General features: G+C 63.8%; 14 protein-coding genes. 7 read left to right on the top strand and 7 right to left on the bottom strand.

Annotated features, from left to right (window positions below; translation table 11 throughout):
• Positions 1-24: 24 nt before the first annotated feature.
• Entirely contained in the window at positions 25-7380 is a 7356-nt protein-coding gene (locus tag GE027_RS17985; protein ID WP_153558606.1) for a tetratricopeptide repeat protein, read from the top strand.
• A 138-nt stretch (positions 7381-7518) separates the two neighbouring features.
• On the opposite strand, the gene dinB is transcribed toward GE027_RS17985, so the two are convergent.
• From dinB to GE027_RS18005, 4 genes are all read right to left on the bottom strand, one after another.
• Positions 7519-8703, bottom strand: a complete 1185-nt coding sequence (dinB, locus tag GE027_RS17990; RefSeq protein WP_153558607.1) for a DNA polymerase IV — start codon at positions 8701-8703, stop codon at positions 7519-7521.
• A gap of 5 nt (positions 8704-8708) precedes the next feature.
• The gene (locus GE027_RS17995; protein WP_153558608.1) at positions 8709-9593 is read right to left on the bottom strand and encodes a carbohydrate kinase family protein; all 885 of its coding nucleotides are present in this window, start codon (positions 9591-9593) and stop codon (positions 8709-8711) included.
• A 155-nt stretch (positions 9594-9748) separates the two neighbouring features.
• Complete coding sequence (locus tag GE027_RS23145; protein ID WP_202617459.1) at positions 9749-11920, bottom strand: GumC domain-containing protein; 2172 nt, start codon at positions 11918-11920, stop codon at positions 9749-9751.
• 101 nt (positions 11921-12021) lie between these two features.
• Positions 12022-12900: a hypothetical protein gene (locus GE027_RS18005; protein WP_153558609.1), complete on the bottom strand. Its 879-nt coding sequence runs from the start codon at positions 12898-12900 to the stop codon at positions 12022-12024.
• 243 nt (positions 12901-13143) lie between these two features.
• Between GE027_RS18005 and GE027_RS18010 the strand changes: the two genes are divergently transcribed.
• Together GE027_RS18010 and GE027_RS18015 are read left to right on the top strand one after the other, a co-directional pair.
• The gene (locus GE027_RS18010; RefSeq protein ID WP_153558610.1) at positions 13144-13920 is read left to right on the top strand and encodes a polyprenol monophosphomannose synthase; all 777 of its coding nucleotides are present in this window, start codon (positions 13144-13146) and stop codon (positions 13918-13920) included.
• Positions 13921-13962: 42 nt separating this feature from the next.
• Positions 13963-15180: an SGNH/GDSL hydrolase family protein gene (locus tag GE027_RS18015; RefSeq protein ID WP_153558611.1), complete on the top strand. Its 1218-nt coding sequence runs from the start codon at positions 13963-13965 to the stop codon at positions 15178-15180.
• A gap of 90 nt (positions 15181-15270) precedes the next feature.
• Here GE027_RS18015 and tyrS read toward each other — a convergent pair whose 3' ends face one another.
• Complete coding sequence (gene tyrS, locus GE027_RS18020) at positions 15271-16560, bottom strand: tyrosine--tRNA ligase (protein ID WP_153558612.1); 1290 nt, start codon at positions 16558-16560, stop codon at positions 15271-15273.
• A gap of 91 nt (positions 16561-16651) precedes the next feature.
• Positions 16652-17296 carry a tRNA (guanosine(46)-N7)-methyltransferase TrmB gene (trmB, locus tag GE027_RS18025; protein WP_153558613.1) on the bottom strand — a complete coding sequence of 215 codons (645 nt, stop codon included), beginning with the start codon at positions 17294-17296 and terminating at the stop codon, positions 16652-16654.
• Between the two features lie 149 nt (positions 17297-17445).
• Here trmB and hemE point away from each other — a divergent pair, with 149 nt between their 5' ends.
• Together hemE and GE027_RS18035 are read left to right on the top strand one after the other, a co-directional pair.
• Positions 17446-19356, top strand: coding sequence for a uroporphyrinogen decarboxylase (gene hemE, locus GE027_RS18030; protein ID WP_153558614.1), 1911 nt, complete (start codon positions 17446-17448; stop codon positions 19354-19356).
• A 48-nt stretch (positions 19357-19404) separates the two neighbouring features.
• Positions 19405-20865 (top strand): sulfatase, encoded by a 1461-nt coding sequence (locus GE027_RS18035; RefSeq protein ID WP_153558615.1) that lies wholly within the window; start codon positions 19405-19407, stop codon positions 20863-20865.
• A 235-nt stretch (positions 20866-21100) separates the two neighbouring features.
• Here the strand turns inward: GE027_RS18035 and GE027_RS18040 are convergent, their stop codons facing one another.
• Complete coding sequence (locus GE027_RS18040; RefSeq protein WP_153558616.1) at positions 21101-22180, bottom strand: hypothetical protein; 1080 nt, start codon at positions 22178-22180, stop codon at positions 21101-21103.
• A gap of 360 nt (positions 22181-22540) precedes the next feature.
• On the opposite strand from GE027_RS18040, the gene GE027_RS18045 reads away from it, so the two are divergent.
• Both GE027_RS18045 and GE027_RS18050 read left to right on the top strand, forming a co-directional pair.
• Positions 22541-23992, top strand: a complete 1452-nt coding sequence (locus GE027_RS18045; RefSeq protein ID WP_153558617.1) for a hypothetical protein — start codon at positions 22541-22543, stop codon at positions 23990-23992.
• 69 nt (positions 23993-24061) lie between these two features.
• Positions 24062-25708, top strand: a complete 1647-nt coding sequence (locus GE027_RS18050; protein ID WP_153558618.1) for an alkaline phosphatase D family protein — start codon at positions 24062-24064, stop codon at positions 25706-25708.
• The last annotated feature ends 3 nt before the right edge of the window (positions 25709-25711 follow it).

The following is a 25711-nucleotide window of genomic DNA, read 5'->3' on the forward strand; positions in this document are numbered from 1 at the left end:
CCCCCGCTTGTTTTGGACGCGCCGATGCGATTGGTTTCGTCGCTGGTACTCTTCTGTTTGCTTGCTTCACTCGTGCTCGCCGACACCGCTCTGGGTCAAGCCGATCCGGATCGCCGGGGGGCGTTGATGGCCGCCCGCTACGAGCAATTGCTGCTGCGCCGTCCGCGGCCCGGCGCGGCGCTGGAACGCTTGTTCGCCCATCACCGTAGCGCCGGCACGCTGGACGAGAAACTGCAGGAGCTGACCCCAGAAACCTCGCCCCCCCCAGAAACCCCAGAAACCTCGAAGACCACGCCGACCGCAGACGCGGCCGCCGGTAATCGGTGGCTGCTGAAAGCCCTTCTGCAGCAGCGCAGCGGTGACGAGCGCGGGGCCCTGGAGTCGCTGCGGCAAGCCGAACCGCTGCTGCCCACCGACCCGATGGCCAGCTTCCTGCTGGGCCGAGCGTTGGAAACCGACGGCCAAAGCGAACCGGCAATGGCCGCCTACCAGCGGGCGATCGAACGCCGCCCGGCTCCGGTCGAAGCCGGGCCGATCTACTTGGCCCTGGGCCGGCTGTACTACGAAAACGACCAGGACGACGACGCCGACGCACTTTGGCAGAACCTGCAGCAACAGCTCGGCGGCGCCGCCGCGGGCCTCTCTCAACAAGTCGCCCAGTTGATGGTCCAGCAGCAACGCTTTGAGCAAGCGATCGAGCTGTACCAGCATCTGGCCGCCGAGGCGTCTGGCGGGGATGCGATCGAATGGTCGCTGAAGGCGGCGAGACTGAAACTGCGCAGCGGCCAATCGCAAGCGGCTGTGGAAAGTCTGCAAGAATTGCTGTCGCGAGTACGGCCGGGAAGTTGGCTGGCAAACCAGATCCAACACGACATCGAAGCGGCGCTGCGGGCCACCGGCGGCGAGGCGGCCGTGATCGACTACTACGCAGAGCGATGGCAGGCGGATCCCGATGATGTGGATCTGGCGGTGCGTCTGGCCCGCGCCCAACTGACCAGCGGACGCGTCGAAGCGGCCATCGAGACGCTGCGGCAGATCCTACAGCGACAGCCGCAAGCCTCGGCCGCCCGCGAAGTGTACCTCGAGGCGCTTTCGGCCCAGCAGGATTGGGCTGCGGTGGCCGCCGAGTACGCAGCGTTGGTCCAGCAGCATCCCAACCGCACCGAGTACCTGATGCGCTGGGGCGCGGCCGTGCTGCAAGACACAAAACGCCCGCTGGAGGAGCGTCGCCAGCAGGCCGCTGGACTGTGGCAGCGCTACGCCCAGCGACATGCCGAGGACCCGATGGCTCAGCTGCAGGTCGCCCAGCGGTTGGCGGCGATCGAACAAACCGAAGCCGCCGAAGCGTCCTTCCAGGCCGCCATCGAACTCGCCCCAGAAGATCCGCAGTACCGCGAACTGCTGGGCCAGTTCTACCACCAGCGCGGGCGAACCAAAGCAGCCCTCGAAACCTGGCAGTCGATCGCCGCTCCGCCGCATCGCAGTCGAGCGACGTTATTGCAGTGGGCCGGGGTGCTGTCGAACCACGGCTTTACCGACGAGTCGCTGGCGGTCTGGGACGAAGCGGCGGAGTTGGACCTGACGTTTGCCCAACGACTGCAGTACACGCGAGAATTAATTTCCGCCGAGCGTTTCGCCGAAGCCCTCGAACAGTGGCAAGCGGCCGAGCGGGTCGCCGAAACCGACGTCGAACGCCGGCAGAGCTGGGACGTGCGGGTTCAACTGGCGACGCTGGAAGGCAAGCGCGGCGAGCTGATTCGGCAGACGCAAGCCGAACTGGATCGCGTGCGTGGCGAAGCCGGCCCGTCGCAGCGGACCGAAGCGGTGAACCGGTTGGCGTCGTTGCTCGAGAGCGTGGGTCGCCGCAGCGAGGCGGTCGCGTTGTTGCGAGCGGCGCTACAGAGGCAGCCTCACAACGCCGCCCTGCTCCGCTCCGCCGCCGACATGCTTCGTCGCCAGGACCGCATCGAGGACGCCTTGGAACTGCTGCGACGACTGGCCGAGGCCGATCCTCGCCAGCGCGTCGAGGTGCTCAAGCAGATGGCCGACCTTTCGGTGCAGGTGGGTCGATTCGAGGTCGCTCGCGAGCTGGGCCGTGAACTTGTCCAGCGACAGCCCGAGAACGTTTCGCTGTGGCTGAAGTACGCGGAACTGTGTTTTCAAACCGGCGAGCCGGCGGGCGGGTACGAAGCCCTGCGGCAAGCCGTACGGGTCGCGCCGCGAGATACCGCGGCGCTGGAGCAACTGGCCGAACGTTTGGCGGCCGATTACCAGACGGACGAAGCGATCGAGGTCTACTGGCAACAATACGACGCGGCCAGCCATGCGGCCGAGAAAACGGATGTCGTCGCTGCCCTGGCACCGCTGTACGACCGCCAACTGCGTCTGCCCGATCTGCTGGAACGCTTGGCAGCGATGCCCCAGTCTCAGTCCAGCCAAGCCGCCCAGGCCAACAGTGTAATCCAACAAATCGCGATCGCGCACGAGGTCACGGGCAACCCGGCCGCGGCCCTGCGGGTGCTGGAACCGGTGCGGCGAGAACGTCCCAGCGACGCGGGGCTACTGCGGCGGTTGATCCAGCTGGCCACCCTGGCCGGTGATCACGAACGGCTGCGGACCTATTACCAAGCACTGCTGAGAATCGAAGACGACGACAGTCTGCGACGCGATTACCTCGAGCACTTGGCGCAGCGAGGCCGCGGCGGACAAGTCGTGGACACGCTGAAAGCAGCGGTACAAAACCGGTCCTGGCAGGCCGCCCGCGTTGCGCTGGACGTGTTGCTCGCCCAGCAACAAGTCGAAACAGCCGTGGCGGCACTCGAGGACGCGGCGACAAGCGACCTGCACCCGGACCTGCGTTTGCGTTTGGCGATGCTGCAGTTGCATCAGAGGCAGTTTGATGCCTGCCGGCAAACGGCGGCAAAAATCGGAGCGGCAACATCGCTCGAACCGCCGCAGGAAACCAGCATCGAATGGATGTTGCAAGTGGCCAATATGGCGACCGTCCAAAACGACGAATGGTTGCAAGTGGTCTCGGAGATGCCGTCACTGACTGCCGAACAGACGGCCGCGGTGGCTTGGCCGCTCGAGGCGATCGCCGCCCACCGGATGCAGCAGACCACGGCGGTGATCCCCAGCGAAGAGCAACGACGCCAGCTGCACGCCGCCGATAATGACGCCTCCCCCGGCTCGCCGGCGCGTCGACGAGCCTTGTGGAAAGCCTACGCACAGATCCTCGTTCACTATCACATCGAACCGCCGCCAACGCTTTCGCTTCGTTCCACCGACCATCCGGAAACCTTCGCACTGGTTTGTCGGCTGGCTCAACTGGGTGATTCCCGCGGCCGAACCGCCGCGCTGCAGGTGATCGAGAACCGGCAGGCGGCGCTCTCCGCCCAGTACAAAGGCGCGGCGGACAGCACGCCTTGGCCTTTGCAGGATTGGCAACTCGCTTGGCTGCGAGACCAACTGCAACAGCCGCCCACCGGCCCGTATCAGGACGATCCCACGCGATTGGTCGTCGCGGTTGCCAATGAGCACCGTGCGGCGGGACAAACCGAGGTGGCCGATCGGTTGCTCGACCCGCTGCTTCGTCCGCAACAGATCTCGGCAATTCCCGACGCGATTTTCGCCGCCCTGCACAGCGGCCGCACCGCAGCGCTCGGGCCACAACTGGCCCGCTGGCGTGGCTGGCTGCGAGAGCTTTCCCCAGACCAGGTGGCCGATACCGAGGACGTGGTGCTCGTCGCCGACCGGTTGCCGCTGTTAGCCACCGCCGGTGATCCGCAAACCGGCCAGCAGCGGTTCGACATCCTGGCAACGCTGCTGGCCGCAGGTGCCGCCGCGCGACAGCGACAACCGCAAATCGACCAGCGTTGGGATTCGCCCCTGGAACGCATCGCAATCAGCACCACCGCCTCGTCCAGCCTGCGCGTGTCGCCCGTGCTGGGGCGGTCCCTATCGGTTGCCGTCATACGACTGGTGCTGAATCTGGATCGCGAGCAAAGCATCGCTCTGGAACAACGTCTGTTGAACGCGGACGCCGACGTGCCGGCCGACGAACAGAGCCTGCGCGCGGTGACGGCGGCGGCGCTGTGGCAGTGGAATCGCGACAACGATCGCCCCCGGTCCCTGCTGCGGCTGCAGGAAGCCACCGAGCGTTTCCCGAACAATGCCGAAATCCGCCTGGCTTGTGCTCTGCAGGCCGAACGTTTGCAGCAACCCGAACAGGCGCTGCAGCACTTTGCAAAGGTTCAAACCGAACACCCGACGCTGGCACGCACGCGGGACCTGGGCGTGGTTCGCGTGGCCAGTTACCTGGACGACGTCGCAACCGCTCGTGCCGCGGCGGAGCGGTTGCAGTCGATGCCGCTGGATAGCAAAGTCAAGAAGATCGTGGTCGGACAATTGATGCGAGTCGGACTGGAACAGCAAGCCGGCAACTTCCACGCGTCCGCCCCGGCCACGACCGGCAGGCGCTCCCCGTACCAATCCGTACCGCAGCTGCTGGGTGAGAACCGGTCCGAGGCCGCCGCCGAAGCGGCCTATGAAGTTTTGCGTAGCGGCACCGGCGCACAGGCTCGCGACGCGGTCGAGTGGCTGCAGGACTTGAAGGCGATCGCGGACGTTACCGGTTACCTGGAACGTCGCCTGGAAGCCAAGAGGCTGGATCCGCAGTTGACCGAACAACTGGCCCTGCTGTACGCGGCGGCGGGCGATCACGCCGCAGCCGGTGACCTGCGCGAGCGACAGCGGCAGCAGATGCGGGCGAAGATCGCCGGCAACCGCGACGCCGCGTCCCAACTGCAGGCGGCCGTAGATCGCTCGGCACGCCGTGACTTTCCCTCGGCGCTCGAACATTTCCTGAACGTCTTCGCGCTCGACGCCGCACGCATGGAACCGCACCTGGACGCGTTCATCCAAGCCGCACAGAACACGCGACGCACCGACGAGGCCTTTGAACAGTTGGCCGAGAGCGACCTGTCCGGATTGTCCTACGCAGCCCTGCGAGAATTGATGGACTTGGATCCCCGAGGCGTGGAACAACCGACGCCTCCCGGCCGCGTCTTCCTGGTCTCGCTGCTGAACGGAGCCGCCGAACAGCAGCTCGGCCCCCTGTTGCGAGAATTGTCCCAGTCCCATCGACTGGGTGATCAAGCGGCCGAGGCGGTGGCCAGCCGTCTGCAGAAATTGTTTGAACGGTCCGAAACGTTTCGCAGCGACGCGCCGCTGTGGACCACCGGCCAGCCCGATTCGGACGGCCGATTCGTCGGCAATCTCCAGCCCATCCTGACGGCGCTCGAGCACGCCCCCGAAGCGGCGGAACAGGTGCGAAAGCGCTGCCTGGCCATGCAAAACCAACCGGCGACATCCGTGGTTGCTGGCACGGTCGCAGCGCTGCTCAGTGACGACGCCCGCGCGGCGACCGAGCGACTGAACAACCTGCTCTCTGGTGTGGATCCCGAAAACGCTGGTGTGGATCCCGAAAACGCTGGCGTGTTTCTCTGGCAGGCAGCCCAAGCGCTGGCCCAGCGACCTGCGTCGAAGCCCACGCAGGTGATCGGCTTGTTCCAATTGGCGCTTGAGGATCCGCAGCTTCCCGAGTCGTTCCGCTGGACGGCTGGCGGGATCGGCGGCCCACTGTTCGCTTACCTGCATGCCCAGGAACGAACCGACGAAGCCCGACGGTGGCTGCTGGCAGACTTTCGCGATGTGCGGGACTCGGCGCCGGAAGCCGAGCGAGCGAGCGAACGCCTGGAAGCGATCCACGGCCGTCTACAGAAAATAAAATTGCCCGTCGAAGCGAAGCTCGTTCGGCTGGCGCTCGCCATCCAACGCGGTGAACCGGTCGCTTCGGATCAGCGGTCCGCAAGTACCACTGAGCTCGACGCCGAGGCTTGCCTGCGAGTACTGGAATCGATGTTGGATCCAAAAACGACCGGCGTCCAAAGCCTCGTACGTGGATTTGCGACGCTGGACCAAGATCCCTGGCAGACGTCGCTGGCAACGCAGGCCATCGATGGCCTGCGTCACGATCCGACGGGTCGAGCGACACTGGAAACCTTTAACGAACGCCTGTCACAGCCAGCGTCCGACTCATCCGCTGGCCGGCCCGAAGGCGACCACGCCGATGCAAACGCTCGGCAAATGCTGCGTTTTCTAATTTCGACGGCACTCGACCAACCGCTCGACAAGGATCTCCTCCAGCAATTGACCATGATCGGCCCCGACGCCGCGGCGGCAGACCGTCTGGAGGCCTGGCCGCTGGCCGGTCTTGCATTGCGCCAAGATGCACCGGAGATCCGTAGTGGCGGTGTCGCCCTGGCGTCGCAGTTGTTGCCGTTGGCACAACAGCAAGGTAATTGGCGATTAACCCTAGCGATCGCCGACAACGTGCTGGCAGTGACCGGTGAACAGCCGCCCGTGATGGTGATCGAAGTCCTGGGCGATATGCTCCAGGCGACGCGTACGGATTCGGCGTCCGCGGCGGTTCGAATCGAACGCTTGAACAGCGCAGCCCGGGTCGGTTCGCGTCACGGACTCGGCGACGTCACGATATCGGCGATTACTGAGAGCCTAGTGTTGTGGCGAAACCATCGCGACCTGACGACGGACCCTGCCACACAGCGAGCCAACACCGATTTTGCCGCTTTGTCCGATGCACTCGTCTCCACCGCACAGCTCTTCGAGACGACCTCACTCAAGCCGGCTTGGACGGAAGCCGTGGTGGACCTGATCGCGCCGCCGCAGCAGCCCGAAGAGGTATTTTTGTATCTGACTCCTCGAGTGGGCCGCGACCGAGAAACGCAGGGCACCGAGCTACGCTCGCCGCGGAGTCGTTTGGTTCCGCAGAGTTTGGTCGGGGTGCTGATCGATGCGTTACCACCGGAGATCGCGGCTTCTTCTCTGGAGCCGGTTCTGCAGCGAGAAGCGTTTCGGCCCGAAGCGGTGCAGATCGTTCGTACCGCGCTGGTCTTGCAGGATCCGACCTCCCCGCCGCAAGCTCTACAGCGGGAAATCGAGCGTCTGTTCGCCGTGGCGGATATCCAGCCACCGGCCTGGGACACGATGGTTGCTCAAGTGGAGCAGCGTCGTCCCTGGATCAAAACCATCCAAGGCATGCGTCGCGTCGAGCAGACGTGCCGTCAAGCGGATCGGTACCTGGTGGCGCTGGACGCGGCCGCGGATAGTGTCCGCGAGCAGCCGGCGGTGCGGGAGGTGGTCGACCGGGCACGGTTGCGTGTCGCGGCAATGTTGCTGGTCGACAGCGGAGCGTTCGAGCGGGCCGCGACGGATGTCGCCGCGATGCTTTCGGAGCTTCGCGAAAGCCCCGTCGAAGCGGTCCGCGAGCGAGCGAAGCAACTGCAGCAGTCCCGTTAGGAACCGTTCGCGGACAACCCCGTGGTCAGCCGAATGCCGCAAGCCGCTCGGTGCAGTACCGGCCGGTCAGGGCTGGACCGCGACGAATGAAGATACCGAGTGCGGGACAGGATGCCGTGTGCGGGACAGTACCCGAGGTTACGAAGCCGCGGGGTCCGGGGGGGTATTCTTGGGGCGATGTTTAAATTGGTGGCTGCTGGCGCGGTAGATTTGGGGGCCGAGCTGATCGAGGACGCGGTCGACTTGGCGGTGACTCGCACCGGCCGCATCGTCGAAGAGGTCCAGTTGTTGAGCGACAGCGGTGGACCGCAGGTTGCCCAGTGAGATGCCCAACAGACGCACGGGCTGGGGCTGGCGGATGCGCATTTCGGCCAGTAGCTCGTGGGCGAGCCGCAGAACGGCCTGCGTGGCGTCGGTCCGGGTGATGCTGCGGCTGTGCGTGAACGTCTGAAAATCGTGCCGACGGTATTTTAAATTGATGCTGGCCGTGGTGCAGCCGGCGTGGCGCAGCCGCGAACACACTTGTTCGACCAAGTGGGCAAGGGCCGACTCGAGCATCGCCTCGTCGCTGAGGTCCTCGGGAAACGTGCGTTCGCTGCTGATCTGTTTGGCCTTGTGATCGGGAATGACTTTGCGGTCATCGATTCCGTTGGCCAATTTCCACAGGTGTTCGCCCCATTTGCCAAAGCGGCGCTGGAGGTCGCGGCGATCCCGAACGCGCAAGTCGACGATGCGGTGGATCCCGATCCGCTGCAGCTTCTGCTGGCCGACCCGGCCCACGCCCCACAGTCGTTCGATCGGCAGATCATCTAAGAAGCTCTGCACCTCGTCGGGGGCGACCACGACCAGGCCGTCGGGTTTGTCCAGATCGCTAGCGATCTTGGCAACGAATTTCAGTGGAGCGACTCCGACCGAAGCGACCAGATCCAGCTCGGTGCGGATCCGCTGCTTGATGGCTCGGCCGATGTCCGTCGCGCCGCCGAACAGTTTGGTCGAAGCGGTCACGTCCAGGAACGCTTCGTCCAGGCTCAGTGGCTGGACCAGCGGCGTATAGGACAGAAAGATCTCGCGCACCTGCCGGCTGACCGCGACGTACTTGGCCATGTCCGTTTTCAGGAAGATCGCCTCGGGACACAGTTTGGCGGCCCGCACCCCGGGCATCGCACTGTGAACGCCGTACCGACGCGCTTCGTAGGAGGCTGCCGCGACCACCCCGCGGCCGCTGCGCGAGCCGCCGACGACGACCGGTTTGCCGCGCAGCTCCGGTCGGTCGCGTTGTTCGATGGACGCATAAAACGCATCCATGTCGACGTGTAGGATCACAAACGCTATCGCAGGTCGTCGGGGATGGGCGGTGTGGCTCCGCCCTGCGAACACACGTAGGCGGCCACGCGCGCGGCGCGGCGGTTGATTTCGTCCAGCGGTTTGCCGGCCAATAGCCCCAGAGTCATCGATGCGGTGAACGCGTCGCCGGCACCCACCGTGTCGACCACTTCGGTGGGCACGCCGCCCTGGCGGTCCAGTTGACCGTCGCGGATCAGGATCGAACCATCCGAGCCGCAGGTCAGGGCGAGGCATCGCAAATCGCACTTCTCGCACAACTGACGCACGATCTGCTCGGTCGAACCGCTGCAGCCATACAGGTCCGCGACCAGCGATAATTCGTCGTCGTTTAACTTCAGGACGTTTGCCAGTTCCATCGACCTGCGGATCACCGCTTCGCTGTGGAAGGGCGGCCGAATATTGATGTCGAAGATTCGCAGCGCGTCCGGCGGCGTCGCTTCGACGAAGCGTTCAATGGCGTCGCGCGAGCGTTCACTGCGCTGGGCCAGCGTTCCGAAGCAGACGGCGTCGGTCGCGGCGGCCAGATCGGCCAGCGAATCCTGCCAGTACAGATTGTCCCAGGCCGTGTTGTCGGCGAAGGAATAGGTGGCTTTGCCATCCTCGTCCAGTTCGACGTCAACCGTGCCGGTGGGAAAGTCCACCTGCTGGACATGCGTCGTATCGACACCTTTTTCCTGCAGTTTGGTGATCGCCTGCGCGCCGCGATCGTCTTTGCCCACGGCGCTGACCATGTACACGCGCGAGCCGCCGGCAGCCAGGTGAGCGACGCTCGAGGCGAAATTCGCCGGGGCTCCGCCGAAGCGTGCCCCGTCCGGAAATACGTCCCACAGAACTTCGCCGAGCCCCACGAGGGTGTTTTTTGAATTCATGCCTGATCGATCTGTGCGTGTCCGAACCTCGAAACGGTCATCGTCCCTGCCGACCGTTTATAGACGATGTTCGAACCCCGCGAAACGCCCGGCCGCCGGCGAATTGCGACCCGGACACGCTGTGGCTTCCCGCCGCAGGATGGGCTGCGGAGAAATTAATCTCGCGGGTTTTTTCGGCGGTCGCCCAGGCGATCGTTCGAGGCCTGGTTCCACTGGTTCATCAATTCGTCCAGCGGCATTGTGGCTTCGTATTCCTCGGCGGGCGTCGCGTATTCCTCGGCGGGCTTCGCGCTCGTGTCGACCGTATCGATCTTCTCGCTCTTTTCCGATTCGTCCTCTTCGTCGTCGAACAGATCGCGGTAGACGATGGGCGAGAGCGACGATTCGGTCCGATCCGATGGCTCGCAGTCGGAGAACAGGACGGTCAGCTCGCCGGCTTGCGGGTCGTTGTCTTCGATAGGATCGTCGCTCGATTCAGCGACCGGTTCCGCCGCGGGATCGAGGGCCTCGGTCCCGGCCCCCGCCTCCGTCGTCTCGGATGCCTCCGTCGTCTCGGAAGCCTCCGGTGTCTCGTGAGCCTCCGGTGTCTCGTGAGCCTGCTGGGTTTCCGGCTGGGTTACCTGCTTCGGTCCGCTCTCGGCACCGGGATCACTCTCGGCGCTGGGGTCGCTCTCGGCGCTGGGGTCGCTGTCGGCACTGGGCGCCGGTTCGGTGGCCGCCGGCGATTCGTCCGTTGTGGTTCGGCCAGCGGGTACCGCGGTGGCGGCCGAGACCGTCGCTGGGCCCGCTTCGTCTGCGGCGGAGGCCGGTTCGCGGGTTTGCAGCGGATTGGCACCGCGGGCGGTGGCCGGGTGACGATCGCTGGCGCGGCGAGCAAAGCCGGAGGCGGAAACCATCGCGTTGGCCGGCGGTGTCGCGCCCGGTGGCAGGTGATCGGTCGCTCGTCGTCCCCCCACCAGATCGGACCAGCGGCGGCCGCGGGTGGTTTGATTGGGGCCGGGGGCGACCAGGAACACGGCGCCCAGGCCGAACAGCAGTCCGGCCGTGGCCGAGCCCAGGGTCAGCAGGCTTCCGGAGGCGCCGACGGGATGATCGCTGACGACCGGCGGGCCGACTTCGGCCAACAGGTTCACCGACAGCGCTGCGGCTCGGCTGGCCTGGGCTTCGGTCAATGCCTTCTCGGCCGCTTCCAGCAGTCCCGTGCGATGGTTGACCTCGGCAGCCAGGGCGGCGTAGCGGGTGCGAACTTCGGCAATGCGTTCCAGCCGCGTGGTCAGTTCCGCTTGTTTGGTGCGGAGCCGCGAGACTTTGTCGCGTCCCAGCTGCAGCGACGGCTGCATCGCTTCGACGACCATCGCGGATTCCTGGCGGATCTGCTGGCGGATTTCCCGTTCGGTTTCCATGGCCGCACGCAGCCGCGGATGCAGCGGCGTGTAGCGTCCGGAGAGCTGCGAGGTTTGCAGTTGGGCCTCGATCAAGCCGTCTTTCATCTTCAGCAAACTGGGTTGGCTGCTGAGCAGTTCGCCGCCGGAGACCAGCAGGCGATCGGGGTTTTCGCGGCCACCCACAAGCAGGGCGTGGAGGGCTTCGAGTTGTTCCAGTTCCAGCTCGGCCGCTTGCAGTTCGCGCTGGGTTTCATCCAGCAACCGGCGCTTGGTGCTGTCCCCGAACGTTTCGCTCAAGTTGCGCAGCTCACCCAGATCGCTGCCGAATTCGACTTCCACGGTCCGCAGTTGACCGGCGGCGACGTCCAGTTTGGCTTTCGCCAGGTCGCGAGCCTCGACCAATTCTTCCATGATGCTGTCGGCCCGCAAGCGGCGAACTTTGCGCAAGCGCTGGGTCAGCGAGTCGTAGACCGCGCGGCATAGGCGCCGGCTGCGCTCGGGCGAGGAACCCTGAACGCTCAGATAGATGACTTCGGAGCTGCCGAATTCGCCGCCTGCCGGGGGACGCACGGTCACACGCCGTTTGGCCACGGCATTGACGTCGTCGGATGAGGGCCAGGCCGGATCGGGCGTGCCGTCTTCCGGACCGACCTGCTGGAGGGCAGCGTGGACCACGTCGTAGTGGCTGGCCATTTCCAGGATCGTTTCCTGGGCGGCCTTCAGCTGCGTCTGGCTGCCGAAGCGGCCCAAGCGTTCGACCGAACCGTTGGCTTCGTCGCGCAGTACCAGCGGCTGGTTGGCCTGCCAGTAATCCTTGCTGAACAGTGCCCAGGCCATGCCGAAGCCGGCGAACAGGACGGCCGCACCGCCCCATAGCGGCGCATACTGAAGCAGCGTTTTGTAGATGTGTTGCCAGGGCAGGGGAGCGTTGTTTTCGGACATGCGAGCACGCAAACGAGTGGAAGGGGCATCACCGTGTGCGAAAACGTAGCTTACGGTTTCCGGCCCCGCCGAGGTTTTTGCGTACCGCCCGCCGATCCCGCCTACTCGAAGTAGGCGCTGCGGCGGATCGAGGGGTCGCGTCCGGGCAGCCAGGCGGCATCGTCTTCGAACGGATCACTCAATTCATCGGGCACCACCGGAGCCGGCAAGCGTGGCAGACGCTCGGGCGAAAGCTCGCCGGGCTGCGGTTGACCGCTGGGTTGCCCGTCATCGGGCAGGGGCCGGCCGGCGGGCACCGTTTCGGGACCGATGTGGGGCCGGTAGTTCGAGTCCGAATCGAAGCTGGGGCCCGATCGGCCCGATGTTCCAGCGCCGTTCGCACAGTGATTGCAGGTCGAGGCGAGTTTCTCGGCCTGACGCTGGTGCGGCGATTTCAGCTTCAGGGAGTGTTCGATTCCGGCGGCCACGCCATCCAATACTTTGACCAGTTGGCATTCATCATCGCGCTGCTTTCGCGCGGCACCGCGATGGTGACGATTCTGCGGCTTGCCGCACCGGCAAGCCGCGGACCGCCAAGCGGATCGTGTGGGGACCGGAGCCGGCATGGGGGCGAACGACACGTTGTGATCCGTCGCTGACAGCGGCGGCAGAGACTCTGACGACAATGACTTTGAGGGTAAGGCTCGCAGCCCAGCGGCCGGTTGCTCGTCACCGGCGACGAACCCCACGGTGCGGACCGTCTGCGGGGCGTCACGCTGCGCGGTTCTTTCTGGCTCGGCGGCCTGTTCCGGCTCGGTCAACAGGGCTCGCAGGCTCCGTGGCCGCCGGAGATCGACGTCCGCCGCGTTGCCTCGGTCACCCGGCGCGGCGATATGGACCGCCTCCCAGGGTTCCTCTGCGGCGGCGATGCCACCCCACGGGGCCGCACAAACCAGTGCCACGCCTCCCAGTACGCTTCGAAATGGGGCAGAAATCGCCATCGCTTCGGTCCTTGTTCCCGGTACGTGCTTTGCTTCGCTGACTCCTATAATCGGATCCCGATGACCCGCACGACGAGTACAATCGGGGGGAGCGGAAAACTCGTGTCAGGCTGCCTAGGTTAACAGCGGTTGGTGCTCTCTGAGAGAACCGGGGCTACCGACCAAACGCCTCAGGTGGGGCACCGCAGGGGATGTGGGCGATCCTCGTAGCCAAAACAGTGGGTGCTCTTTAAACTGCTGGGCATGACTGACCTGCCCCCTCCTTCGTCTGCTGTGTCCCAACCGGATCCGTCGGCAAGCGACGTCGCGGCCCGCCGCCTTTTGGTCGTGGTCTGTACTTACAACGAACGCGAAAACCTACCGGAACTGTTACCGCGGATCCGTCGAGCGCTGCCGGAGGCCGACGTTTTAATCGTCGACGATGACTCGCCCGACGGCACGGGACGCTGGGCCGAGCAGCAGGCCGACGGCGAGGACTGGTTGAAGGTGATTGTGCGAAGGGGCGAACGCGGTTTAGGTGGCGCCCTGAAGGCGGCCATCGCGTTTGCCTGTCGCGAGAGGTACGACTTCCTGCTGAACCTTGATGGCGATCTGAGCCACCGGCCCGAAGACCTACCGCGTTTGCTGGACAGCGCGGTTCAATCACCGGATCCGCCCGACGTCGTGGTGGGCTCACGCTACGTCGCCGAGGGCAAGATCGAAGGCTGGCCTCTGCATCGCCGGCTGATGAGCCGAGCGGTCAACGGGTTTGCGACTCGCGTGCTGCGTTTGCCCGTTAAAGACTGCAGCGGCGCCTTCCGCTGTTATCGCGTTGCGGTGCTGGAGCGATTGGACATGACGCAGGTTCGCAGCGACGGGTACGCGATGCTGGAAGAACTGTTGTTGGCGCTTCACCGGGCGGGAGCCAAGTTTGCGGAAATTCCCATCACGTTTGCCGATCGCGAAACGGGAGAGAGTAAACTGACCACGGGCGAAACTTTGAGAAGTATCCGCAGTTTGCTGCGGATGATCGTCCGCTGAACAAGCCGTCGCCGGTGCAACGTCGCCAACAGAAAGGTACGCATGTTTCGACGAGAATTCTCGACCGCTGGTCGGCTGACCGCGGTGCTGTGCAGTGTTGTCGTGTCCTGGACTGCGGCCCCGACCAGCTGGGCCGCGGATCCGCCCAGTTCGAACGTAGAGGTGCGTGGCCAGTTGCAGAACGCTCGATTGGCTTTCTCGCAAAACGCTTCGCCCAAAGTGGTTTTCATGGGCGGATCGATCACCGAAATGGACGGCTACCGGCCGCTGGTCTGCCAGGACCTGCAGCGGCGATTTCCGAAAGCGGAGTTTGAGTTCATCAACGCCGGAATCAGTTCGACCTGTTCGACCACCGGTGCTTTTCGATTGCAGCGAGACGTATTGGCGCACGACCCGGATCTGTTGTTCGTGGAGTTTGCGGTCAACGATGATCAGGATGCGGGACACGCGGCCCGCGAGTGCTTGCGGGGCATGGAAGGCATCGTGCGTCACGCACGAAAACACAACCCGCACATGGACATCGTGATGGTCCACTTCGTCAACCCCGGCATGTTGGCCACACGGCAGCGCGGCGAGACGCCTACCAGCAGCGGGCAACACGAGCGCGTCGCCGAGTACTACCGGATCAGCAGTGTGGACGTGGCCGGTGAATTGGCCGACCGCATCGCCGCCGGCACGTTCAGCTGGCAGCAGTACGGGGGCACGCACCCGAAACCGCAAGGCAATCGCTTGGCGGCCGACCTGGTGGCCCAGTTACTGGACGCTTCTTGGCAGCACCCCTTACCCGAAGACGCGCAGGCCCAGCCGGCCATTCTGCCCGAACCGCTGGACACGGGCAGCTACTTCCGCGGGCAATTTCTGACGCCGGGGCATGCCGAGTTCGGCCGCGATTGGCAGCTGGGGAAACCCGACTGGGACAGCCTTCCCGGAAGCAAACGTCAGCGATTTCTGGACGAAGATTTTCTGCATTCCACGCGGCCCGGTGCGACGTTGCGTTTGGAGTTTACCGGCTCGGCGATCGGCGCCTTTGTGCTGGCCGGACCCGATGCCGGACAGGTGGAGGTGAGTATCGATGGCGGGCCATTCCGAACCGTCGAGCTGTACCACCACTACAGCCGGGGGCTGCATTATCCGCGGACGGTCATGTTTGCGACCGACCTGGAACCGGTTCCGCACGAGATGACGCTGCGGGTCGGACAGGAGCACGCCGAGGCCAGCGAAGGCCACGCCGTGCGGATCATGCAGTTCACTGTGAACTAAGCACGTCGGCATAAATCTTTGGGTGAAACCCCGCGATCACACCCTCCCGCGCAGCGGGAGAGTACTGCCGAAGTTAATGTTGCGACGTGCTTAGGGTTCCTGCGAAAACCGCAGCAGGGCGTATTTTCGTTTGCCCTTGCGGAGGACCATCATGGTTTCGCTGGCCAGATCGTTGGCCGTCAGGCGGACATTGGCATTGGCGACGCGGCGATTGTTCACGTAGGCCCCGCCCTCTTTGATGGTCCGGCGAGCGTCGCCGTTGCTGCTGGTCAAACCGGCCCTCTGGAACGCTTCGACGACCCACAGGCCATCACCATCGAGCGCCGCGCGGTCGACTTCGCTGCTGGGGACATCTTCGAAGATCTCACCGAGTTCGCGGTCGTCGAGGGCTTCGATCTCGCCGCCGAACAGCATCTTGCTGGCTCGCAGCGCCGAATTCAGACCGTCGTCGCCGTGGACGAACTGGGTCATCCACTCGGCCAACCGTTGCTGGGCCGCACAGCGACCGGGATCTTCGGCCGTCTGCGCGGCGAGCGCATCGTATTCCTCGCGGTCGATTTCCGTCAGGTAGGCGATGCAGCGCATTACGTCGGCATCGTCAACCTGTCGCCAGTACTGGTAGAAGGCGTAGGGGCTGGTCCGCTCCGGATCCAGCCAGATCGCGCCGCGTTCGGTCTTGCCCATTTTGCGGCCGTCGCTGGTCAACAGCAGCGGGGCGGTCAGACCGACCAGGGGCTGGCCCAGCATCCGCCGGCCCAGATCGATCCCCGCGGTGATGTTGCCCCACTGGTCGCTGCCGCCGCCCTGAATTCGGCAGTCGTATTCCTTGGCCAGACGCACAAAGTCGTAAGCCTGCAGCAGCATGTAACTGAACTCGGTGTAGCTCAGGCCGCTGTCGCCATCGAGCCGCGACCGCACCGAGTCCTTGCCCAACATCGTTCCCACGGGAAAGTACTTGCCCACATCGCGGAGGAATTGCAGGTAGCTGAAATCCTTCATCCAGTCGTAATTGTTCAGCAATAGCGCAGCCTGCGGTCCGTCGAAATCCAGAAAGGCCCGCATCTGGGCGGCGACGCCCGCGACGTTGGCTTCGAGTTGTTCATCGGTCTGCAGGTTGCGTTCTTCGCTCTTGCCGCTGGGGTCGCCGATCATCCCCGTGGCCCCGCCGACCAGAGCGATCGGACGATGGCCGGCCTGCTGGAAACGACGCAGCATCATCAGCTGCATCAACCCGCCCACGTGCAGGCTGGTCGCCGTGGGATCAAAGCCGATATAGAACGTTTGCGGCGTCTTCAACAGCTCGGCCAGGGCGGCTTCGTCGGTGCATTGATGGATCAAACCTCGCCAGCGAAGTTCGGACAGCAGATCGGCGGATGGCATCGGTAGCAAACGGGGTTAGAGGGACAGGAGTGGCATAGGCTTCCAGCCTGTGAAGCAGCGGACCACAGACGAGAGCCCCTGGCTTGAAAGGCTACGGTTTGTAGTAACACACCCGGTACACGGGGATCGCATGTTGCCGGCTGCGTCGCTCGAAATGGGTCCGGTAGTCCAGATCGTGTTCGGCCGCCGCGGCTTCTTCGGGAATCGGTGGACCGAGCTGGGGCGAGACGGTCGCGATCAGCTCGATCGTCGATTCAAAGTAGTCCAGGACATCGGTCCAGAAGTGAAAGCGTCCGCCGCTCTGCAGACAGCGCGTCGCGTTGGCGATGAAGCGTTCGTTCAGCACGCGTCGCGATTTGTGTCGGGCTTTCCACCAGGGGTCGGGAAAGTACACGTGGACCGCGGCCAGCGAACCGTCCGGAATCCGGTTCTGAAAAATCGGCTCGGCGTTGCCGGCAACCATCATCGCGTTGTTGCGACCGGCCCGAGCCAGACGGACCGCCGCGGCCACGGCGTATTTGCGAGCGATTTCGATGCCCAGGAAATTGCTGTCCGGCGTCTGCCCCGAAGCGGTCTGCATGAACAGTCCTTTGCCCGACCCCACCTCGATCTCCAGCGGCCGGTCGTTGCCAAACAGGCTCCGGCTGGTCACCTGCGCGGGAAGGTCGTCTGGATTGCGGAGCAGAGCGTCCAGGTCATACTTCGATTCGGCGATGCGAAGGGCACGTCGCGGCATGGAACACTCGAGCGGAAAGGAACGAAGGGAACGAAAACCGGAACCAGCCGGGGCGGGGGGGCGACAGCCTTGCCGACGGGTAACGGTTTTCCGCCGGGCGTCTACAATACAGCCACACCCCCGAAAGTAAACACGATAGGACGAAGAAGATGGAGCCGGATTTTGGTGGCCTGCGGGTTGCGGCACTGGAAAGTCGTCGGGCCAGCGATATGGCCCGGTTGATCGAAAAACACAACGGTCTGGCCTATGTCAGCCCCTCGATGCGGGAGGTGCCTATTGAGCCGAATCGTCCGGCTATCGACTTTGCCTACCGCGTGATCACGGGCGAGATCACGTACGTGATTATCATGACCGGCGTCGGATTCCGCCAGTTGATCAAGGCCATCGAGCGCCACGTCGACACCCAGCAGTTCCTGGACAGCCTGTCGGACATCACGACCGTCTGCCGCGGCCCCAAGCCGGTGGCGGTGATGCGCGAATTCGGGTTGAAACCCACGCACCGGGTGGCCGAGCCCAATACTTGGCGCGAGCTGCTGCAGTTGGTCGACAACGTGGCGCCGGTAGAGAACCAAACGGTCGGGCTGCAGGAGTACGGCGTCAGCAACACGTCGCTGGTGGCCGGCCTGGAAGCGCGCGGGGGCAAGGTCGTGCCGCTGAGAGTGTATGCTTGGGATTTCCCCGAGGACACCGCACCGCTGGAACAGAACGTTCGGGCGATCAGCGAGGGCGGCCGCGACGTGTTGCTGCTGACCAGCGGCCATCAGGTGGTCAACATGCTGCGGATGGCCGACCAGATGCAGCTGACCGACCGGCTGCGTGGGCGGCTGCGGGCGATGGTCGTCGCCTCGATCGGACCCACCACCACCAACATGCTGCAGGAATGTGACCTGACAGCCGATTTCGAACCGGAACATCCCAAAATGGGCCACTTGGTCGTCGAGGCGGCCAAGCGATGTCGAGGCCTGGCAGAATACAAGAAAGTGAACACTGTGATGGATCCCAAGACCGGCCAACCCCAACAACACCCTTCGGTCGATAGCCTCTTCATGCGGGCCTGTCGTGGCGAGTCCACCGACCGCACTCCGATCTGGCTGATGCGACAAGCCGGACGCTACATGCAGGAATACCGCGAGGTGCGCGCCAGGCAGTCGTTTCTGGAACTGTGCAAGAAACCCGCTCTGTGCAGCGAGGTCATGTGCACGGCGGTGGAGCGACTGGGCGTCGACGCGGCGATCATCTTTTCCGACCTGCTACCGATCCTGGAACCGATGGGTTTTGACCTGGAATTCGTCAAAGGTGACGGACCGGTCATTCACAACCCGCTCCGCGAGCCGGCCGATATCGATCGCGTGCGCGAAGTGGAAGACGTCGACTGCTTGGATTTCGTGATCGAAACGGTGCGGCAAACGCGCGCCGATCTGCCCAGCCATCTGCCCCTGATCGGCTTTGCCGGCTCGCCCTTCACCTTGGCCAGCTACGCGATCGAGGGCGGCGGCAGTCGCCAGTACGCGTACACCAAACGCTTGATGTACGGCGACAGCGGGGCCTGGGACGTTTTGATGCAGCGACTGTCGCGTTCGGTCGTGCGTTATCTGAACGCCCAGATCGCCGCCGGAGCCCAGTGCGTTCAGTTGTTCGACAGTTGGGCCGGATGCCTCAATCCTCAGGATTATTCCCAGTTCGTGCTGCCCTACATGAAGCAGATTTTCGAAGGTCTGACGCCCGGCGTGCCGGTGATCAACTTTGCCACCGGAAACCCGGAACTGCTGCCGCTGCTGCGCGGCGATCGCCGCACGGTCGTGGGCATCGATTGGCGGATTCCGCTCGATGCGGCCTGGCAGCGGGTCGGGTACGATCGCCCCGTCCAAGGAAACCTGGACCCGACCGTGTTGTTGGGCGAACCTGAAATCATTCGACAGCGCGCCGGCGAGGTGCTGCGGCAGGCGGGCAATCGCCCGGGGCATATCTTCAACCTCGGGCACGGCGTGTTGCAGCAGACACCGGTCGAGAACGTGATCGCGCTGGTGGAATACGTCAAAGCCACGAGCGGAGCCGGTTGATCCGGGGCCGTCACTGCTTCCGTTTCGCAAATAGGGATTTCGCAACCGATGTCCAGACATACCTTTATCGATGCCGCACGGTTCTGTTGTCCATTGCGAGTGTTTTTCGCGTGTTTGTGCTTGGCGGTTCTGTCTGGAATTCCGACGGCGGCCCAGCGGCCCAATGTGCTGCTGCTGTGCGTGGATGACCTCCGCCCGGAGCTGGGCTGTTACGGCAAGTCCTACGTTCATTCGCCTAACATCGATGCCCTGGCCCGGCGCGGTTATCGCTTCGACCGGCACTACGTCCAGGCCCCAACCTGCGGCGCCTCGCGCTATGCTCTGCTCTCCGGACGCTACGGCCCCAGCGGCAACGGGGCCCTGTTCGCGCGAGCCAAGAAGCTGCAGAGCGACCCGCAAGCCGTGCTGCCCAGCATGCCGGACTGGTTTCGCAACCATGGTTACACCACCGTTTCGGTCGGCAAAGTGTCGCACCATCCGGGCGGGCGTGGTGGTCCGGACTGGGACGCCGAAGGCAGTCCCGAGATGCCCGGAGCGTGGACGCGTCACCGGATGCCCAGCGGTCCCTGGCAGCATCCTCGCGGTGCCATGCACGGTTTGGCCAACGGCGAGATTCGCACAGACGCCGGGCAGATGGATGTGTTCCAAGCCGCCCCGGGGGCGGATTCGATTTATCCCGATGGACTGATCACGGAAGCCTCGTTGGAAGAGTTGCGGCAGTTGAGCGACGAGGCCGAGGCGGAGGCAAAACCGTTCTTTCTGGCCGTCGGTATCATCCGTCCGCACCTGCCTTTCGGTGCTCCGAAAAAATACCTCCAACCCTATCGCGATGCGTCGTTGCCGCCGATCCCTCATCCCCACAAGCCCCAGGGACGGACGACGTGGCATCGATCCGCGGAATTCATGAAGTACAACCGCTGGGGAAAGGATCCGAACGAGGACCCCGAGTTCGCCACGGCCGTGCGGAAACACTACGCCGCCTGTGTGACCTATGCCGATGCCCAGGTCGGACGCATCCTGGATGAACTGGACGCCCTGGGACAACGCGACAACACCATTGTCGTGCTGTGGGGAGACCACGGCTGGCATCTTGGCGAGCACGCGATTTGGGGCAAGCATTCCCTGTTCGAGGAATCGCTGCGATCTCCGTTGATCATCGCCACTCCGGAGGCGAGTGGAGCTGGCGGATCGAGCGACGCGATCGTCGAGACCATCGACGTGTTTGCCACGCTGGCGGATCTGGCGGGTCTGCCGCAGCCCGATTTCATCGACGGTGTCTCGCTGCGACCTCAGATCCATGGCAACCGGCCCACCGACGACGTCGCGATTTCGTACGCCAAGGGCCGAACCATTCGGACGTCTTCGGATCGAACCATCGTCCACCGCGATGGGTATGTCGAGTTCTATGACTACCGCAGCGGAAAGGGCGAAACGGTCAACGTCGCGGACGAGCACCCGGAAATCGTCGCCCAGCGGATCGCAGAACTAAAGAAGCGACTGCGAGACTGAGGCGGAAAAAGATAGTAGCTCGGCTGTCCCAGCCGAGAACCGACTTGGCTCTCGGCTGGGACAGCCGAGCTACTTTGAAATCAAGAATGCAAAAAAGGGTCCTGATCCGTGGCTAAATTCGAAGTCCGAGTGGGACCAGCGTCGCCGGCCACACCATCCCTTCATTGACGCAGCCAGCGGTTCAGCACACGGACCAGGACACCTATTTATCGTTAGCAAAGTGGTGTAAGCGGGATTACAGTTCCGGCGTATCCACGTCGACGTCGGCTTCGGCTTCGGCACCGGCTTCGCCAACATTGACGTCCACGCCGCCGGCCGCTTCGCCATCGGCGGCATCGACATCCGCAGCGGCTTCGGCCGCGGCATCCGCGGCTTGATCGGCCTGAGCTTCGGCGGCGGCTTCGGTGTCTGCCGCGGCATCCGCGGTCGGCGCGGGCGGTGCCTCGACGTCTCCGTTCACATCCGCTGCGGCTTCGGCATCGGGACGGTCAACTTGGACCGCGCCTTCGACATCGGTATCCGCGTTCCCACGCTGCTGATCCTGTGGGTTCGGACCGTCGTTCTGGTCAGCCGCATTGGGGTTCGTAGCCTCTTGGTTCGGGGCGGGCGGAGCGTCCTGTCCGGGCGCTTCCATGGTGTCGTACTGGTTGTAGCCAGCGCTGTAGTCGCTGTCCTGAGCGTTCATCGGCTGCAGGTTGCCCGCTGGGGCTGGGTTGTCGAAGTACACGCGTTGGCCGCCCACGCAGATGAACTCACGTCCCGAGGCGTCGTAACGCAGCACATGCGTTTGCTGGCTGGCCATGTGCGAGGGGTATCCACCGGAGTAACCGCTGTGATAGGTCGGTTGCCCGTACACCGCTCCCGACTGGCCATAGGCGTAGCCGTGATGTCCCTGGTAGGGCTGGCCTGGGTACACTTGGCCCTGGTAGCCTTGACCGTGATAAACTTGGCCACCCTGGTACGCCCTGCCCTGCCAGGAATCACTGGGTGAGTACGCCCCTTGCACCGGAGTACCGGGAGCACCATAGACGTTGCCCTGCGTATTCACGGCACCCTGTGTGTTCAGGTTACCCTGCGCATTCGCATTGACGCTCGATCCGCTACTGTTCTGGCTGCCGGCGGCGTTGGCGTTCAGGTTTGCCCCGGCGTTGCCGGCGCTGGCGTCGGCCGACGTATTGGCTTTGGCGGCCCGTTCCACATTCTGGCTGTTCCCCACCCCGGTGTTGGCGTTGACGTTTCCGTCTTGCGCGGTGGCGAAGCTGTAGGGCAGCATCGCGGTTGCCAGGGCGGCAGGGATGATAAAGCGGCGTTTCATTGAGTTCTCCTCTAACGGGGAAATGGAAGTTGGGTTGTCTGGAGACAAAAGGTGGTTGGTTAGCCCAGAAGAAAGGCTTCCCTGCCCCTCTCTCGTGTTCCGTCACCTGGCCGCGGCGAAAGGCGATTGCCCGTGTCGCCGCGAACCAGCTGAACAGTCGAGCAAGTTCTGTTCCGAAACCACGAACCAGCCCGCAAGCGGGTAGGCGTGAGCTTTGAACCCATCAGGGCATGCGATGGGAGCGGTTTCGGATCGGCTTGCATGAAAACCGATCAACCTTCGCGGCGTGGACGCGGGCGAGGCGTTAGATTGGTAAGCGTTCCGTTTCCGCCCCCTTTTGCTATGGACCCGGCCCCCACGATGTCACGCGATGTTTCCTACCCCACGTATCGAAACCTTCCTCCGCTGGCCGGCGTGTGCTCGATGCAGCGAGCGGTCCAGGCGGAGTGGTCGCTGGACGAAAGCGTCGACCGGCTCAAACGACTGCACTATGTGATGCGCCGGCTGCACGAAGCGCTGACTGCGCGAATCACTGCCGAACCGATCTACGAACTCAAGACGCTGTTCGCCCACCACGGCTACCTGTTTGCCGAGCACGTCGAGGCGACGCGAAAGCGCGTTTCCGAAATGCGCGAGCCGCCGCTGGGGCTGGACCGGGTTCCGCACGCGGGCCTCGAGCGAGCCTTCGACGATTGGCAGTCCGCGCCGCAAACGGCCGACCTGGTCGCTGCGCTGTACCACCACCTATTGCCCCGAGTCCACCGCGCCTGGCAGGACCTGCGCGACCAAGCTCATCCGCTGGCCGACGCTCCCACGGTACGTACGGCGAAATTAATTGCGTTCGAGCTGGAGGAGATCATTCGCTGCGGCCAACGGGCGGCGGACTGTTTGGACGATGCAGAAGGGGCGAACAACGCCGGGGATTCCAAGGACGCGGACGCCCGCGATGCATGGCTGCAGCACCTGATGGATGCCCTGGCCGCCGCCGGCCAAATCGACGGCCGCGAACCATCCGATCAACCGGTTCCTGATCCCTGGCCCGGCAGCGAACCCTATCGTTACGACCCGGTCCCGCAGCGCGACGAACGTTTTCGCGATCCCTACAACGCGGGTGTCAATCCAGAAGCCTTCCTGTACGACCCCGGTTTTCGGCCCCGCGACAAAACATTGATGATGTACTACAAGCGGATCCGGGAACTGGACGTTCCTGAGATGATGGCCAGCATCTTGGTCGAGATGCGGTCCGAACAACCCTGGGCATTCCACATGGAGATGTCTCGCCAACTGTGGGACGAGGCCCGGCATGCGATGATGGGCGAAGTGGGGTTTGTCTCGCAAGGAATCGACTGGACGCAGATTCCGATCAATTTCACTTGGTCGCTGAACCTGAATTCGCAGTTGGACGTTTGGCAGCGACACGGTGTGTTGTTCTTTATCGAACAGGGGCTGATGCCGCGGACGGGCAAACGTTACGAGTACGAGGTGGCGTACGAGAGCGGCGATCCGCTGGCGGCGTTGTTTCAGGATTTTGACTGGGCCGACGAAGTGCTGCACGCGCAGATCGGCCGCCGCTGGTACGTGCCGCGGTTCAAGTCGCTGAACGAAGCCATGCAGTACGGCGACGAGTGTTGGTCGAAGGTGCTCAGCCACTGGCAGAGTTATCGCGACCAGGGGCTGACCGAGCACCATAACTGGTGGCCCGCCCTGTATACTCAAGCTTGTCAGAATTGGGGACAGGCTCCCGATGCGGCCGCTCTGGCGTTTGACAAAACGTATGAGAACAGTCGAGCCGATCTGGAAGAGCTGGACTGAGCCGTGGCGGCTCGTGGCGGCCCGTGGCGGCTCGATCAAATCTTTGTTTTCAATCTTCGTGGAGCTGTGATGCGCACCGTTGTGTTGTTGCTTTGTACGATCGTCTTGGTCTCGCCGGCGGTGGCCCAAAAACCGCCCGAATACGACCTGGGCGGGGCCAGCAAACCGCGGCCGGACATGTCCTTCCGGCAAGACGACCAATACAAACGCGTTCATCAGACGGCCCTGCGGTACCTGTTGCGAGGCGAGCTGGACAAGCCGCAGGAGTTCCTCCAGCAGTACTTGGCCGACCACAGCGACGATGTCGAAACGATGTACATGCTGGGGATGGTCCGGGCCGCGCGAGGCGAGATTGCCGAGGCCGAGCAGCATCTGACACAAGCGATCCAGGCGGGCTTGCCCGCCGGCCGCATACTGGCCGGCCCTCGGTCGCTGACCGAACCGCTGCAGTCAACACGGCTGCTTCGGCGCTTGCACGCCGCGTATCAGAACCGCCCCGTGCACGGACCGTTGCTGGGCAATGTGACCGACGGCGCCGCGTCGTTTTGGTTCCGCACCTCCGATGAATCCGCCATCGAAGTCATCGTGCGCGAGGCGGACTCGGATCGTGAAGTCGCTCGCAGCCAGCCGGTGCGCAGCCACGCCTCAGATGACTACACGGCGGTCGCTCGGGTGACGGGGCTGCAGCCCGACACGGCCTATCGGTATGCCGTTGCAATCGACGGAAAATCACCGTTCCAGCAGGAAACCTATCGATTCCGCACGATGCCCCAGCAGGGCCATTCGGCCAAGTTCGTGTTGGCATTTGGCGGCGGCGCGGGGTATGTGCCGGAGAACGAACGGATGTGGACCACGATCGCAGGCTGCGACCCGCAGGCCCTGCTGTTGCTGGGCGACAACGTTTACATCGACGACCCCGAGTCGCGAGTGATGCAGCAGTACACTTACCAGCGGCGGCAGTCGCGGCCGCAGTGGCGTGACCTGACCGCACAGACCGCGGTGTTCACGATCTGGGACGATCACGACTTCAGCACCAACGACAGCTGGGGTGGCCCGGCCATCGACGTCCCCTTCTGGAAAAAGGACATCGTGTTTCCCGTCTTTCGCCAGAACTGGGCCAATCCCGGCTACGGCGGCGGCGACGAACAACCCGGTTGTTGGTACGCCTTCCAGATCGCCGACGTCGATTTCCTGATGCTCGACTGTCGCTACTACCGAACCGATCCCCGCAAACAACCTCGGTCGATGTTGGGACCGGTACAAAAACAGTGGTTAAAGCAACAGTTGCTCGACGCCAAGGGAACGTTCAAAGTCATCTGTTCGTCGGTGCCCTGGGACTTTCGGACCAAGGGTGACAGCCGAGACACCTGGAACGGATACAAGAAGGAGCACGAGGAGATCCTCAGCTTCATCGCCGACAACGAAATCGAGGGCGTGGTGCTGATGAGCGCCGACCGGCATCGCTCCGACGCCTGGAAACTGTCTCGTCCCGATGGCTACGACCTGTACGAATTCAACTCGTCACGGCTGACCAATCAACACGTTCATCCCACGATGGAAAAGCAGGGGGCTCTGTTCAGTTTCAACAAGCCACAGTCTTTCGGGCTGGTGACGTTCGATACCACGGCTGAGGATCCGCAGGTGACCTACGAAGTGGTCGACATCAACGGCAATCGCCCCCACGCGATCACCGTCCACCGCAGCGAACTGGAGTAAAGT

The organism is Roseimaritima sediminicola (assembly GCF_009618275.1).
GTDB classification, from domain to species: domain Bacteria; phylum Planctomycetota; class Planctomycetia; order Pirellulales; family Pirellulaceae; genus Roseimaritima; species Roseimaritima sediminicola.

Coding starts and splice junctions, on each gene's coding strand:
- GE027_RS18050 (WP_153558618.1), top strand. CDS start 24,062: ATGCGCACCGTTGTGTTGTTGCTTTGTACGATCGTCTTGGTCTCGCCG.
- tyrS (WP_153558612.1), bottom strand. CDS start 16,560: ATGCCATCCGCCGATCTGCTGTCCGAACTTCGCTGGCGAGGTTTGATC.
- GE027_RS18035 (WP_153558615.1), top strand. CDS start 19,405: ATGTCCAGACATACCTTTATCGATGCCGCACGGTTCTGTTGTCCATTG.
- GE027_RS17985 (WP_153558606.1), top strand. CDS start 25: ATGCGATTGGTTTCGTCGCTGGTACTCTTCTGTTTGCTTGCTTCACTC.
- GE027_RS18040 (WP_153558616.1), bottom strand. CDS start 22,180: ATGAAACGCCGCTTTATCATCCCTGCCGCCCTGGCAACCGCGATGCTG.
- GE027_RS17995 (WP_153558608.1), bottom strand. CDS start 9,593: ATGAATTCAAAAAACACCCTCGTGGGGCTCGGCGAAGTTCTGTGGGAC.
- GE027_RS18005 (WP_153558609.1), bottom strand. CDS start 12,900: ATGGCGATTTCTGCCCCATTTCGAAGCGTACTGGGAGGCGTGGCACTG.
- hemE (WP_153558614.1), top strand. CDS start 17,446: ATGGAGCCGGATTTTGGTGGCCTGCGGGTTGCGGCACTGGAAAGTCGT.
- GE027_RS18015 (WP_153558611.1), top strand. CDS start 13,963: ATGTTTCGACGAGAATTCTCGACCGCTGGTCGGCTGACCGCGGTGCTG.
- GE027_RS18045 (WP_153558617.1), top strand. CDS start 22,541: ATGTCACGCGATGTTTCCTACCCCACGTATCGAAACCTTCCTCCGCTG.
- GE027_RS18010 (WP_153558610.1), top strand. CDS start 13,144: ATGACTGACCTGCCCCCTCCTTCGTCTGCTGTGTCCCAACCGGATCCG.
- trmB (WP_153558613.1), bottom strand. CDS start 17,296: ATGCCGCGACGTGCCCTTCGCATCGCCGAATCGAAGTATGACCTGGAC.
- GE027_RS23145 (WP_202617459.1), bottom strand. CDS start 11,920: ATGTCCGAAAACAACGCTCCCCTGCCCTGGCAACACATCTACAAAACG.